Here is a 14425-nt window from a genome sequence, read left to right as displayed (position 1 = left end):
TCTATAGGCGCAGCGAGAAGCAGACGTGTTTAGTTTTGGGGCTTGACGTTGGCAGGGGCTTTGGAGATACTGAAGATGTCCGTCTTGGGTATCGTTCGATGCTCTGGGCCAACGGGGCAAGCCGAAAGGTTTGTCCCGTTCTTACATGGTGGCCTCCTCTCGCCTGCGTCTTTTAATACGACGCAGGGGCTCGGGTTGGCGATCCACAAGTGATCCCTTCAAGTTCAGCGCATCTTGGATTATTTTGATTTGGACAGGATGCAAGCTGTCTAGTTGCTCGCGAAGTCCCTGGATCATCCAGTACATGTCCTGCGGACTATCTAGCGGAAGGGCTAGCTTTCGTTGGGATGCTGTGGCCGCTACGCGTACTTGCGTTTGCTCGCTAGGTGGCAAGCTAAGCGCGGCTATTAGCCTTTCAACAAATTCTTCTGTTGGTGGCCCTTTTGCGCCAATCTCAAGCGCAGAGATATAGCTTTGCTCATATCCCAGCAGCTCGGCAAGCTCAGACTGGCGAATTTGATGCCGAAGACGTAATTCATGCAGGAAGTGCGAAAACGGGCTCATGTTTCTCAGATCCGGTGGTCTCTTTGCTTAAAACAATAGCTAAGTAGCACTGGGATGTCAAGAAGGGATGCGCCTGTAAGTATTTGAAAAATATAGGTTATTTTGGTTGCCAATGTATGCAAATTTGGTATGCTGCTCTCCTATGGGCGTGTAAAAATTTGGGTAATCTATTTATACTTTTTTGGGCCAGAGGTACCGTCAAACTATATTTTTGCACAGCGTGGTATTCATGTCTTAGATGATCTGTTCCAGGGCACCAAAGGCAATCGTTCGTTAAATTTAGGACTTGTACCTATTAGTCTCGCCGTGGATCTCTCATCAGGTCTGCCGCCACTCGCAGCTTGTAACAGGCTGATGAGATTTCTAGTCGTTCTGAACAATTTGCTCAGTTCAAGTCTGAACTATTACCCAGTAGTTGCACTAGCTCAGACTTGAACTGATACAAGCTGTCAGATGAGTCTAAGTTTTTATGGCACGCTATTTGCGCTTACTCGCCGAAGCCCTCGGCATGCCATTAACGTATGCGATCTGTGAAGCGCGACGGTGCTACTCGATGAAGCCCGTCGAATCAAGGGATGCTATGTCTGCTTCCTAGACGAAGGAACGGAGGCATATTTCAGGTCCCCTCTCGGCGTGCCTGAGAACGGGTCTCAGACAGGCGATGGGGTGCTGACTGGAGCAGTACCGGAGATTTACTATCCAAGATCGAGAACTAGCTATAGATCCGCGATTTGATTAGGTCTCTGCACAGCGTGCGCAAGCGGGCGCAAACATAAGCTTTGATATTACCACTTACCGACCAACTCACGCTTGATGAGATGGACAGTCTGGATTTCACCATAATTGTCTCCGATGGTTATCGACGGTTCCATTTTTTGGGGAACAGGGCGATGCCAGTTGTACGCAATATTGATTACGTCTCCGAGTTGGACCTGCTCGAATGCGTTATCAATTACGTCCTTGGTTATATCTGAATCGGGATAGAATGCGCAATCACCAGACTTATGCATCTCATCTAGTTCGCGCTCAGTCTCAGAGATGAGTTTTTGCATCATCATGCGAGGTACTTTGAGCGCAGGGATAGATTGGCGCTCGTTGGTTGGGTTTTGAAACGTCGCACCTATGACTGCTTCATGGTAGTTGGGTGCAGTGAGATCGATAAGCCAGTCCTCGCACGAGATCCAAGCGTGAAACCCTTCTGCTCCCGTGGTGATGGTTCCATCTGGTCTCTTAACGAACCATGATAGTGCTGTTTCTGTTTTTTTGTCCAACAGCACAGCACCACCACCGCAGACCACTTTCGCGTCTAACTGATAATGCTTGTGCATCAATGCTGCGCCGGTGATACTGAAGAATACGCATGAGCGTTCTGGCCCGTGAGCGAATTTTTTAGATAAGCTGTAAATGACGTTGTGAAGCCGCTGGTATGCTGCAAAGGATAGGGGCGGTGTTTTTCTTTTTGGCATCATGATAGATATATCGTGAGTTAGCTAGGTTATTCTATCTTTTCCAGTTCAACTAAAGTAATTCACTTGATGAAACTGAAGTGAATTACTTGGTGCTGATATGTAAATTTTAATTTTCTCGCTAGGTGATAAGCTAAGCACAGCTATTGTCCTTTCGGTAAACTCTTCTGTTGGTGGCTCTTTTGCGCCAATCTCAAGCGCTGAGATATAGCTTTTTTCATACACAATCTTGCCAAGTACGACATGTACCAATTTCTCTAATAATGTAGAGGAATTAAAAATATTGTTTTTTTGGCGACAGGAACAGTTTTTTGGGGCATGCGCCAGCTTTGGCGCCATATTCCATTGATGTATACAATGATGACGCGAGTTAAAGCCAGTTTAACCCAAGCCGAAGCCAATTTACTGGACGAAAAAATGTCGGACATACAGGTCACCATATGGTCACGCTCCTCTTATTTCTTCGCGCATGGAAGCGCATCTGTCCCAGTTGGCCAACACCTTGTTAGATAGGTGCAGCGCTGACAGCACATATGAGTCTCGAAAGATTGTAATATGCATTTCCCGTCGCGGCCGGCATGGACATTCTTATGTGCGCAATGCATTTTTGATCCGGATGGAAAGTACACGGGAGGCGTCCTGCTTTGCCGAATGATGGGCTGATTCGTAGCTGCACTTCCAGCGTTCAAGCAAGGGCCAAAGGAGTGGAAACTACAGTCATCAAAGGCGTCGTGACTTGTAACGTAGAATGCGCCATCACCTAAGGTTAAATAATGTAGTTCTGGCGAGGGGCTCGAATTTAGTGCCGATGAGTGCCATCCGGAAACCATGCCATCATCTGCGGCGACGAGTTCAGCTTCACTTGGTGTCATGACAGTTACATTGGCATATTTTCGAAGTTCGGCAATTAGGTCGTTTGCAAGGTCTTGCAGAATGCCTATGCGTTCTATAAACGCATCCTGTTTTCCTGGCATGATCTCGTACGGCGGTTCGTAATCCTTACGAAATTTTATCCACACTCCCCTCATGGTTCTCACGAGAGCGTAGACACGCACGGCCATCGAGGGTTGAATGTTTCCGATGACATTGAAGCTAAGTTCAACAGCGAGGGCCGCTCTTACATCTTCTCCAATAGACGCAAATTTCTGCAAATCCGTCGGATGCTGCGTTGGGATTTTGGAGCTCAGACTAGCATATTCTAGAGACTCGCAGAACTCATTCGCCCGTTCAGCAACTTCATCCAAATTCTGAAATACAAGGACTTCGTCCGCTGAGGGATTTTTGCCTATCAGTGCGCTTTCAGGATTCAAGAAAACGATGAACCATTCGCCGTTCGTAATGACGACCCTGCAGGGAGCGTCGCCGCTTTGCTGTTTTACTCGAGTCGTATAGTCAGCCAATGTATTTAGTCTGTCGAACCAATCGGTGGTGAAATGCTTGCACCTTGACTTGCCTGATCGAATAGCCGCGAAAGCGTTTACTATCTCTACGGACAAATTTTCGGACGATGTGATCGATGGGCCTGGCAGTAGAACACTGGGGCGCTTTGCCTCAACAATTAAAAGTGAGGTATCGACGCCGCAGGGCTTTATCTCTTTGCCATGATAGTCCATGAAACGACGATGTTCGCCTTCTTTGGCTGCATCAACTGCATCTTCAACTAACATTGCACTTGGATTTCCGAGATCCCATCCAAGGAACGTTAGCGTCGGATCTAGCAAGTACTGACGCACCTGCGCTTCGCGCACAATCGTTCGCCCTTGACCTTTCAACGCATCCGTCATTTTCTTTTGTGCGGCCGCCGTAGTGCGTTCAATCTCTGGCAAGTGGATCGTCTCGTAATTCGTCTTTAGATTGGCAATCTGCCGCCTGAATTCAAAGAACCGACTGGTACTCACCTCAGCATCTCCGGCAACTGGTAGACGAGTTGGCGCGCTTCTGGCCAACCAGCTTCGGCGAAATAATCCAGCGCCTTCACTAATCCAGTTCTGAATTCTTCGCGGCCCGAAATCATAGGAGCATAATCGGCGAGAAATCTACGAACGAGGCGAACGAGCAAATCTGCACCCATGCTTTCCAATTGGTAGCCGCCACTTGCACCTCCATTGTGAACGCACCGGATCATCAAAGAGAGACACTGTTCAGGGGCCTCAGGAATGAAAGCCTCTAACGTTTCTAGGAGGTAGTGGGTAACGGATGGGTATGGGACATCAGCGAGACACTCTAGAGTGCTATTTATCTCACTTAGGAATCTGCGCCTGCTTTGCAATAAATCGGAATCCGACTCACCTATGCTTTCGTGACCTTTGCTTCGTTTGTAAGCGCCGGAGCCAAAGTAGATTTCGTGCGTGGCAGTATCCAGAACTCGAAATGTATTTTCTAACTGTTTTTGTTCATAGGTAGTTCTATCGTGAACAAGTGCGAGCCGACTAAACTCCTTGGCAGCTTTCGTCACACTTTGATTAAATATTTGGATTGCTCGTGTCCTAATTGTGGTTTCACGACTCTGGGGGGCATCAATTTTTCCCATCAAGAGTGTATCTCTAAGGGAGGTGAGCATTGTTTGTATATGCGAAGAATAGATCGAAGGATTTCCAGTCCATTCTTCGACCCGATTATTTGCTGTGGTTAGATCATTCAGCAACCATAGGCGAACAATAGATGTCACCAATTGTCTACGAAGATCTCTTTGGCCTTCCTCTTCATTAGAAGAAATCCGTTTATCCAGCGCTAGAAGCTTCTCGGCCGTACCAACATCCATGCTTCCAATGGCGCGGTGCAAGGCTCCAAGAAAAAAACTAAGAATTCCTAGATTATTTTCTTCATTAAACACCACATCTATGAGTGTCTGCATTAATTCTGGATCCGCTTCACATAGCATATTGAGACGCGATGCGATTGTGTGCCTGATTTCTACAGCAGGATCTCGTATTAGACGCAGAATCTCGGCACGGTACGTTTGTGACGGAACTCCATTCGCACGTGCTAGGGCCATAGTGGCGGCCGCAGCTTCGGTCCTGGGAGCTGGACGACCCCAGGATGGATGTTTCGCGAAGGCATGTTCTCGCGCCGGATCGTGCTGGGAGAGAGGTGGAAATTTATCGTTCGATGCTGAGTGAACTATTTCATGCAAACTCTGAAATTTTTCCAAATCAGAGGCGCTCTTGCAGCTGAGCGCGGCTTTTTCTGCGGCTTCCGCGAGCTGATCCCATGCTTGCTGTTCCAGACGCTCAGGGATCGAATTATTTTTTAGAAGAATCTCATGCAACGCGAGAATAGTTGGCCAATTATTAATCCAAACATCTATGGGGCCGGCCGACTGTTCATTAGATGAAGCAAGCACCTTCACGGCTTCAACGGCGTTGTGAATGGATGAAAAGGGTTCCTTTGAGATATCGATACCGCCCTCCCGATACCACCAGTTTTCATCGTCACTCCAACCGCTCTCGAGAGTGAACGGTGGTCGGTTTTGTACCGACCTACCTTCCGCATCGAGTTGAGCCAAACGAGAAAGTGTTTTGGTAAGCGTAACGTTCTCGCGTGATAAACAGCCGATTAGGCCATCTCTTTGATGCTCACTCTCCATCTGCCAAATGGCAGTCTCAATTTGTTCTTGTTCCTGTCGTGCCAAGTGAGGGCTAAGAATACGTAATAATTCTCCGGCCGGGTAGGTCGTAGAGTGAGCACCAAGTACTGATGAGACCTTGAGTAGGGGGAGTATGGCCCTGCCAATTGTCGCAGGTCGTGATTGGCCTGCAATGAGCAATACAGACCACAGCGATGCCCATATATTGAACTGGACTACATTTGTAATTATGGTCTCAACCGCGTGCGTGTTACCGATTTCATCTAATTCTAAAATGGTTTTCAAAACGATATCAAGTAGTTTTTCTTCGCCACGGTTGTGTGATTCGGATGCCGTCCACCAGATTGCAGACAGGTCCTCTCTAAACCTTGCAGTGCAGTTCAGAAATTCAAAGGTATCGATCGGTGTGTCATCCTGTATCTGATGCTCAGCGGGAATGCGGTAGTCAAGAATATCAATGATGGTTTTAATCGCAATCGCTGGAGTGGCTTGCAGGTATTCTCCTAGATGATCTTCTAGCTGATATTGCACGCCTTCAATGTCTTGGCGCTTATTTGACGTAAGCGAAAAAATCTTGCTCGATCCAAGGTGAGAAATTTCCTTTCGAGAAGGAAGGGGAGCACAGTACGCAGCTAAATACAATTTATGGACCAGTTGAGGCGCTGACGCTATTAAATTCTTGGTTTCAATTGCGAAACGGAATAGCTCAATGTGTCCATAAACGGCGACGCGGTCTGGCGCCAATAGGGCTTCTAATGCTACTTCAGACTCAGGTTTTGCTGACTCGAAGGTCCGAGCAATCGCTTGAATACTACTGATGACTGCGCCTTGGTCGTAGTTACTTTGATTTTTCCAATTTTGCGTAGCGTTTCTCAATAGTAGACGAGCAGCGGCCCCTAAGTCCTTCTTCTGCTGCTTGCTAAGTGAAGCCGGAGTATCGGTCCAATGCCCGATAACTGCCTTTATTGGCCAAGTTAGGCTTGCCATATCCGTCTCGCAGAGGTTTCTAACTATGCCGCACCATGGATCGGCGTCGTTTCCCCACATTGGCCGGTTTACGATTACGTTTGCGAGCAAGGTTCCAAATACGTGCCGCACAAGAAATAGTGCAGCGTCTTTGTGTGCGCCGTTTGTAGAGATAGCTTTAGTTAACGGGGAAATATCATCAGGAAGAGCGATGAGCTCAGCAGCGACCCTAGCGGGAAGCATGCGGGAAAACGAACCCGCTGACTCCTGCGCCGCTACGCCGATAGCCAATTCCCAGTAGGGGTGTCTATTTAATTGTTCCCCCCACACAATCCGAAGGGCTATCATTGCGGCGGGGGCAAGTAGTAACGCCTGATCGTCTGAAAGGGCCAAGCGTTCAATCAGGGCTTTATCATCATCGTCCATCATGATGGTCCTGGCTACAGCGTAATCAAACAACATGTGATGTGAAAATGAGATGCGGCCCTGTGAGTGGTGGTCGAGCAAAATTCCACTCTGCATTAGCTGCTCGAGGTGGCGGCCATCATACCCGGCGAGGTCGATTCCTCTCGCAAAGAGTTGACGCTTATTGACCATGACTTCAGTTGCTGATCGCAATAAACGTACGCGATTGATTCGGTGATTGTCTGCAGGACTCTCAACTCTATATGCCCAGTATCTTTCCAATAATTCGACTTGGGTGCCGATACTCTCTAGTTCTGGGGAGTCGCCGACTGGGGGAAGAACAGTCGACAAGAGAAATAGGTTGAACGGGGATGTAAGCAGGTCTCGGAACGCTGAAGTTCCCGAATCATGAGCAACTGCCATTCGCGGCGATTTCTCCCAAACTTGAGCCAGTTCTTGCTCGCTTAGTCGAGGAATATCGAAATGTCTTACGTTGGAGAAATCAGCGTCTCTAAACAGTTTTGATGCTGGCGAGCCACGAAAAAGATCTTGATACTTGACTCCATATCGAAGGTCAAACTTTCTAATTGATGCTAGGACATTCCATCCGCTTGCGCGATCGAGAATTGTTGCAATTACGTCGAAAAAGACCTCATCCGAAGAGTTGCCCCTGCTCGCATCAAGTGCATCAATGATTAGAATTCCGGGTTTTCCTCCGCTCCATGCATCAAGCACTTCGTCTAACGGATATTTCAGCTCAAGTTCATGCCGCAATGCCTCTCTTGAGGTTGCTGACCACTCATCAACAGCTAGCACTACAACAGGGTGACCCAATTTGATCAAAGAGTTGGCAACGGAATGGATCGCGCCGGATTTCCCTGCTCCTGGTGCCCCAACTAACAAGAAAGAGCTTGTGGTGGCAGAACTCATAATTTCTGGCACGCAATTTCTATCAATTTCGACTCTTATCGTACCGTTTTCCGTTGGAACAGAGAGTCGTGAATATCGTGAAAGTGTTTCAAGTGTTCGTTTCGTGATCTGTTTCAAACGCTCAATATCGCGAGCGAAAGCAGGTTTTTCTCTTAATGCTATTCCACCGGCACGTAAGCATTCCCTAAATTTTTGCGAATCTGCCCCGCTACGTAGCTGTGCGAGTTGCGCGCATTCGTTCACAATGACGTTCCAAGCTGCTGATGCATCGTTACGATTTTCGACTACTGTTGCTGTTAATAGACTACTAATTTCGGTTGCGGTGGCGCTGTCAAAATCTAGTTGGATTAACCGAACACACGAGAGTAAATCGCATACTTCGCCATCAGTGGGGGGGATACCGGTATGCCTAGTCCAAGATTGTTGAACCAAGCTCGTCCATGCCTCGTATGCGACTTTTTGTTTTTGAGTTGTAGCGATTTGATCAACGGGAAGAATTGATTTTATATTTCTTATACGCTCAAGTATTGGCCTTGTGGAGTCTACAAATCCAAGTGTTCTAGCAGAACTGACGGCGAGAACAAGACAGTCTTTGGTTTTGTCAAGTGGCCGGTCCCAGCCTAAATCTCCGTTCCCTTGGCGGCAAGCAAGGTGTTGGCGTACAAATTGATCCACAACGGACCCCAATGGCGACCTTAACAATGAACTGAGCGACACAGTTGTCTTTGCATTTAAGAAGATATTGCCGCCTGCTACCGTTGTAATTCGAAGGTCGTCAACTGGCGCCTCTGATTCCAGATATAGCGATTGGGGCGAACTATCCTCAAGGCCCGACAATTGTGGTATTGGTTTTTCGCAAAGCGCGTGAACGCCGAACCACGAGGCGACATTGAGTTGAAATATTACGCCTGCTGTTGTTGCATGTCCGCCTGCCATAGCACTCCTACACGGTTTTCTTATTCAATTTGGAATTATTTCTTAGATAATACCGAAAAATGGTCATCGTCGACAGAATTGGATTTCGCAAAAAAAAAGCCAACTTAGCTAAGTTGGCTTTTTGTCACTATTGAAAGCTTAGGTTTTTGCATTTTCGTCGCACAGTTTTCACTTTCAGTGTTACCTGACATGCGTCTTTTTCCATTAACTGTGTCAGTAATTTTTCACTAACTTGGCACGTTTTTCACTTTCTGTGTCACCCGACAGCTTACACGTCAATATTCCCTGCGCGCAACGCATTATTTTCGATGAAGGCGCGGCGTGGTTCCACGTCGTCGCCCATCAAGGTGGTGAAGATTTGATCCGCCGCAATCGCGTCTTCGATCTGCACCTTCAGCAAACGGCGTACGGTCGGGTCCATCGTCGTTTCCCACAGTTGATCCGGGTTCATTTCGCCCAGACCTTTGTAGCGCTGTTTCGAGACGGTGCGTTCGGCTTCGTCGCGCAGCCATTGCATGGCCTGGTGGAAGTCGACCACGGCGATTTCCTTGATGCGCTCGCCTTCGCCGCGGCGGACAAACGCGCCTTCGCCGATCAAGCCTTCGAAGGTGGCGGCGCCGCTGCTCAGTACGGCGTAGTCCGGGCCTTGCACGAAGTCGGCGTCGATGGCGCTGACTTTCACGTTGCCGTGGTGCATGCGCTCGATGCGCAGCATGTGTTTTTCCGACAAGTCGTCGGAACGCACATGCACGCGCACGGCGCTGTCGTTGATGGCCGTCTGCAGGGCCAGGGCGGAGGTTTCCGCCAGGTCCAGGGTCGACAGGTCCAGCTGCACGCCCGTCATGATGGCCGTCAGGGCGGCGCGGTCGATGACGCGCGTCAGACGGGTCATGATGGTGTTCGACAGGTTGAACTTGCGCACCAGTTCCGTCAGGGTCTCGCCGGAAATGCCTTCCGCGCCTGTGCGCGGTACCAGCACGGCCGTGTTTAGCGCCACGGTCATCATGTAGCTCGCTTCCTCGGCGTCATCTTTCAGATAGCGCTCGTCGCGGCCGGCTTTCACCTTGTACAGCGGTGGTTGCGCGATGTAGATGTGGCCGCGCTCGACCAGTTGCGGCATCTGGCGATAGAACAGGGTCAGCAGCAGGGTACGGATGTGGGCGCCGTCGACGTCCGCATCGGTCATGATGATGATGCGGTGGTAGCGCAGCTTTTCGACGTTGAATTCGTCCGGTCCGATCGAGGTGCCGAGCGTGGCGATCAGGGTGGTGATCTGCTCCGACGACAGCATTTTTTCGAAACGGGCTTTTTCCACGTTCAAGACTTTACCGCGCAGCGGCAGGATGGCCTGGAACTTGCGGTCGCGCCCTTGTTTTGCCGAGCCACCTGCCGAGTCACCCTCGACGATGTACAGTTCGCACAGGGCGGGGTCTTTTTCCTGGCAGTCGGCCAGCTTGGCCGACAGGCCCAGGCCGTCCATGATGCCTTTGCGGCGCGTCAGATCGCGGGCCTTGCGTGCCGCTTCGCGCGCGCGCGCAGCTTCGACGATCTTGCCGCAAATGATCTTGGCGTCGTTCGGTTTTTCCTGCAGGTAGTCGGCCAGGGTCTTGGCGACGATCTCTTCGACGGGACCGCGCACTTCGCTCGACACCAGCTTGTCTTTCGTCTGCGACGAGAATTTCGGTTCCGGCACTTTCACCGACAAGACGCAGGTCAGGCCTTCGCGCATGTCGTCGCCGCTGATTTCCACTTTCGCCTTCTTGGCAAACTCGTGTTCATCGATGTATTTGTTGATCACGCGCGTCATCGCCGCGCGCAAGCCCGTCAGGTGGGTACCGCCGTCGCGCTGCGGGATATTGTTCGTGAAGCACAGCACCTGTTCGTTGTAGGCATCGTTCCACTGCATCGACACGTCGACCGAGATGTTCGTGCCCTGGTCCGACAGGCGTTCGCCCGTGGCTTGGAAAATGGTCGGGTGCAAGACCGATTTGGCCTTGTTGATGTATTCGACGAAGCCGCGCGTGCCGCCTTCGAAGGCGAAGATTTCTTCCTTGCCCGTGCGCTGGTCGGACAACTTGATGTTGACGCCATTGTTCAGGAAAGACAGTTCGCGGATGCGCTTGGCCAGGATTTCGTAGTGGAATTCCACGTGCGTGAAAATCTCTTCATCGGCCCAGAAATGCACGTCGGTGCCGCGCTTGTCCGTGTCGCCGATGACCTTGATCGGCGAGGTGGCGATGTCGCCGACCATGACGATCTGGCGGTCTTGCGGCACGCCGCGCACGAATTCCATGTGATGCACTTTGCCGTCGCGGCGGATGGTCAGTTTCAGCAGTTTCGACAGGCCATTCACGCAAGACACGCCCACGCCGTGCAAACCGCCCGAGACTTTGTACGAGTTCTGGTCGAACTTGCCGCCCGCATGCAGCTCGGTCATGACGATTTCCGCCGCCGAACGCTTCGGATCGTGCTTGTCGTCCATTTTCAGGCCGGTCGGCACGCCGCGGCCATTGTCGGTGATCGAGATCGAATTGTCGCTGTGGATGGTGACGTGGATTTCCGTGCAGTGGCCGGCCAGCGATTCGTCGATCGAGTTGTCCAGCACTTCGAATACCAGATGGTGCAAGCCGGTGCCGTCCGAGGTGTCGCCAATGTACATGCCCGGGCGTTTGCGTACGGCTTCCAGGCCTTCCAGGATCTGGATGGAGGCGGCGCCGTATTCTTCCGTTTTGGCCTGGATCGGGGTGTCTTGTGGATTCTCGGACATGGACTGCTTTCTCAAATAACGATTGCTGATTGATTCGGGGCTGCTGGCTGATGACCGTCTGTCGGGTTAGCCGGAACGGCGTAACCCGACAGATGGCGATTCAGCATGTCGGATTACGCTGCGCTAATCCGACCTACGTCACTGCTGTGGTCTTTAGATGCGCATCGGCATGACGACATACTTGAAGTCGGCATTGTCCGGGATGGAGATCAGGGCGGACGAGTTCGAGTCGCCCAGCGCGATGTTGACGTATTCGCATTTCAGGTTGTTCAGCACGTCCAGCAGATACGTCACGTTGAAGCCGATGTCAACGGAGTCGCCGCCGTAGTCGATTTCCAGCTCTTCGACGGCTTCTTCCTGGTCCGCATTGGTCGAGCTGATCTTCATGCTGCCCGGGGTGATGATGCAGCGCACGCCCTTGAACTTGTCGCTGGTCATGATGGCGGCACGTTGCAGCGAGCGCAGCAATTCATCGCGGCCGATGGTGAAGTCGTTTTTGTAGCCTTTTGGAATCACGCGCGTGTAGTCGGGGAACTTGCCTTCCACCAGCTTCGAGATCAGCTCGATGTCGGCAAAGGTCAGTTTCACCTGGTTGGCGGCGATGTCCAGCTGCACCGGCTCATCGTTCTCTTCCAGCAGGCGCTGCAGTTCGATGATGGTCTTGCGCGGGATAATTACTTCCTGGCGCGCAAACGTCTGCTCGGTGGCGACCTGGCAAAACGCCAGGCGGTGGCCATCGGTGGCCACGGCGATGACATTATTGCCATCCAGAACCAGCAGCAAGCCGTTCAGGTAATAGCGGATGTCTTGCTGCGCCATCGAGAAATGCACCATGTTGAACAGGTGCTTCAGCGTTTTCTGCGGCAGGGTGACGGACGCGTTGTAGCTTTCTGCCTGTTGCACGGTTGGAAATTCTTCCGCCGCCAGGGTTTGCAGGGCGAAGCGCGACTTGCCCGTTTGCACGGTCAGGCGCTTGTTCAGCAGGGTCATCGTGACGTCGCCCGATTCGGGCAGGGCGCGCAAAATGTCCAGCAGCTTGCGCGCGGCCACGGTGGTGCCGGTGACGTCCGCGCCGGAACCGATTTCCGCGTGCGTGGTGATCTGCACTTCGGTGTCGGTCGACAGGAAGGAGACATTTTCACCGTCTTTGCGGATGAGGATATTGGCCAGAATCGGCATAGTGTGCCGACGCTCGACAATACCGCTCACGATCTGCAGTGGCCGGAGAAGGGTATCTCGGGTGGTTTTGACCAATTGCATATTTATCCTCAATGTATAGGTTGAACAGTACGACGTTTAACGTATTAATTTAACAATTGTTGCCATGGGAAGCCCCGACAGACCGGCTGCGGTGCCCTCCCAGATAATAAGGGTAAAGCACGTTTTGAGCCAGTCTTGCCAAAGCCGTGCTTAGCCCTTCAACGTTTGCTCCAGCACATGCAACTCGTGGTTGCATTCCGGGTTTTTGGTACGGTCCAGCGCGATCTTGCGCACGGCATGCAGCACCGTGGTGTGGTCGCGGCCGCCGAACAGCTCGCCGATTTCCGGCAGGCTCTTCTGTGTCAATTCCTTGGCCAGGTACATGGCGATCTGGCGCGGCCGGGCGATATTCGCGGGCCGGCGCTTCGAATACATGTCGGCAACCTTGATATTGAAGAAGTCGGCCACCGTTTTCTGGATGTTTTCCACGGAAATCTGGCGGTTCTGCACCGACAGCAAGTCCTTCAGGGCTTCCTTGACGATATCGATGGTGATGTCTTTGCCATGAAAACGCGAATACGCCAAAATTTTGCGCAGCGCGCCTTCCAGCTCGCGCACGTTCGAGCGCAAGTGCTTGGCGACAAAGAAGGCCACGTCGTCAGAGAAGGTCACGCCTTCCTGCTTGGCTTTTTTCAGCAGAATCGCCACGCGCATTTCCAGTTCCGGCGGTTCGATGGCCACCGTCAGGCCCGAGTCGAAGCGCGAGATCAGGCGGTCGTCCATGCCCGTGATTTCCTTCGGATAGGTATCCGAGGTGATGATGATTTGTTTCTTTGCGGCAATTAATGCCTCGAACGCATAGAAAAACTCTTCCTGCGTGCGGCTCTTGCCGCCAAAGAACTGGATATCATCGATCAGCAGCATGTCGAGCGAGTGATAGTAATGCTTGAAGTCGTCGAAACCCTTGCGCTGGTAAGCGGTCACTACGTCGCGAACGTACTGTTCCGCGTGGATGTAGCGGATCTTCGCGCCCGGATTGTCGGCCATCACCTGGTTGCCGATGGCGTGGATCAAGTGGGTCTTACCCAGGCCGACGCCGCCGTAGAAGAACAGCGGGTTGTACGACACGCCCGGATTGTTCGCCACCTGGATGGCGGCGGCGCGCGCCAGCTGGTTGGCTTTACCCGTCACGAAGCTGTCGAAGGTCAGGTCGGTGTTGATGCGGCTCTGCTCGCGGCGCGGCGCCGCGCCAATGCTCAGTTCCGGCACGCTGGGCTGCGGCTCCGCGGCGCGCGCGCTGGGCGCGCCGCCATTCGGATCGCTGGCCGGGGTGCTGGCGGTGACGGGTTTCTTCGGCAGGGCCAGGCGCGGGTCGAGCACGAACTGCACTTCCGTCGGCGCTTCGAAGTACTGAATGGCCAGGGCAGTGATGCGGCTGGCGAACTGGGTCTTGACCCAATCGAGCTTGAAGCGATTGGGCGCAGCAATGCGCAGCTTGCCCTCTTCGTAATCGAGAGGGATAAGCGGTTTGATCCACGCACTGAATTGTTGCGGTGTCAGCTCCAGTTCCAACTGCGCGGAACAGGCCTGCCAGAAATTATCCAT

8 protein-coding genes are annotated in these 14425 nt (G+C 51.8%); all 8 read right to left on the bottom strand.

What is annotated here, in order from left to right; genetic code table 11:
* Nucleotides 1-141: 141 nt before the first annotated feature.
* The 8 genes from U0004_RS00040 to dnaA all read right to left on the bottom strand — a co-directional run bounded on the left by U0004_RS00040 (nucleotide 142) and on the right by dnaA (nucleotide 14425).
* Nucleotides 142-564, bottom strand: a complete 423-nt coding sequence (locus U0004_RS00040; RefSeq protein WP_070258721.1) for a helix-turn-helix domain-containing protein — start codon at nucleotides 562-564, stop codon at nucleotides 142-144.
* Between the two features lie 785 nt (nucleotides 565-1349).
* Nucleotides 1350-2033, bottom strand: a complete 684-nt coding sequence (locus tag U0004_RS00035) for a DUF2026 family protein (RefSeq protein WP_115057386.1) — start codon at nucleotides 2031-2033, stop codon at nucleotides 1350-1352.
* A gap of 45 nt (nucleotides 2034-2078) precedes the next feature.
* Nucleotides 2079-2369 carry a hypothetical protein gene (locus U0004_RS00030; protein ID WP_139144244.1) on the bottom strand — a complete coding sequence of 97 codons (291 nt, stop codon included), beginning with the start codon at nucleotides 2367-2369 and terminating at the stop codon, nucleotides 2079-2081.
* Between the two features lie 116 nt (nucleotides 2370-2485).
* The gene (locus U0004_RS00025; RefSeq protein ID WP_139144245.1) at nucleotides 2486-3928 is read right to left on the bottom strand and encodes a hypothetical protein; all 1443 of its coding nucleotides are present in this window, start codon (nucleotides 3926-3928) and stop codon (nucleotides 2486-2488) included.
* Nucleotides 3925-8853 carry an NACHT domain-containing protein gene (locus U0004_RS00020; protein ID WP_139144246.1) on the bottom strand — a complete coding sequence of 1643 codons (4929 nt, stop codon included), beginning with the start codon at nucleotides 8851-8853 and terminating at the stop codon, nucleotides 3925-3927. Before U0004_RS00020 ends, U0004_RS00025 begins: the two co-directional genes overlap by 4 nt.
* A 268-nt stretch (nucleotides 8854-9121) precedes the next feature.
* Nucleotides 9122-11620 (bottom strand): DNA topoisomerase (ATP-hydrolyzing) subunit B, encoded by a 2499-nt coding sequence (gene gyrB, locus U0004_RS00015; RefSeq protein WP_034781301.1) that lies wholly within the window; start codon nucleotides 11618-11620, stop codon nucleotides 9122-9124.
* A gap of 153 nt (nucleotides 11621-11773) precedes the next feature.
* Nucleotides 11774-12880: a DNA polymerase III subunit beta gene (gene dnaN, locus U0004_RS00010; RefSeq protein ID WP_034754341.1), complete on the bottom strand. Its 1107-nt coding sequence runs from the start codon at nucleotides 12878-12880 to the stop codon at nucleotides 11774-11776.
* Nucleotides 12881-13030: 150 nt separating this feature from the next.
* On the bottom strand, nucleotides 13031-14425 hold the full coding sequence (dnaA, locus tag U0004_RS00005) for a chromosomal replication initiator protein DnaA (protein ID WP_034781304.1): 1395 nt from the start codon (nucleotides 14423-14425) through the stop codon (nucleotides 13031-13033).

It is taken from the genome of Janthinobacterium lividum, assembly GCF_034424625.1.
Taxonomy (GTDB): domain Bacteria; phylum Pseudomonadota; class Gammaproteobacteria; order Burkholderiales; family Burkholderiaceae_D; genus Janthinobacterium; species Janthinobacterium lividum.
Note: the sequence above shows the minus strand (reverse complement) of the source record. Positions and strands in the feature narration are given on the sequence as shown.

What these genes read in the sequence shown, in the direction of transcription:
- U0004_RS00030 (WP_139144244.1), bottom strand. Translation starts at nt 2,369, where the DNA reads ATGGCGCCAAAGCTGGCGCATGCCCCAAAAAACTGTTCCTGTCGCCAA.
- U0004_RS00040 (WP_070258721.1), bottom strand. Translation starts at nt 564, where the DNA reads ATGAGCCCGTTTTCGCACTTCCTGCATGAATTACGTCTTCGGCATCAA.
- dnaA (WP_034781304.1), bottom strand. Translation starts at nt 14,425, where the DNA reads ATGGATAATTTCTGGCAGGCCTGTTCCGCGCAGTTGGAACTGGAGCTG.
- U0004_RS00035 (WP_115057386.1), bottom strand. Translation starts at nt 2,033, where the DNA reads ATGATGCCAAAAAGAAAAACACCGCCCCTATCCTTTGCAGCATACCAG.
- dnaN (WP_034754341.1), bottom strand. Translation starts at nt 12,880, where the DNA reads ATGCAATTGGTCAAAACCACCCGAGATACCCTTCTCCGGCCACTGCAG.
- gyrB (WP_034781301.1), bottom strand. Translation starts at nt 11,620, where the DNA reads ATGTCCGAGAATCCACAAGACACCCCGATCCAGGCCAAAACGGAAGAA.
- U0004_RS00020 (WP_139144246.1), bottom strand. Translation starts at nt 8,853, where the DNA reads ATGGCAGGCGGACATGCAACAACAGCAGGCGTAATATTTCAACTCAAT.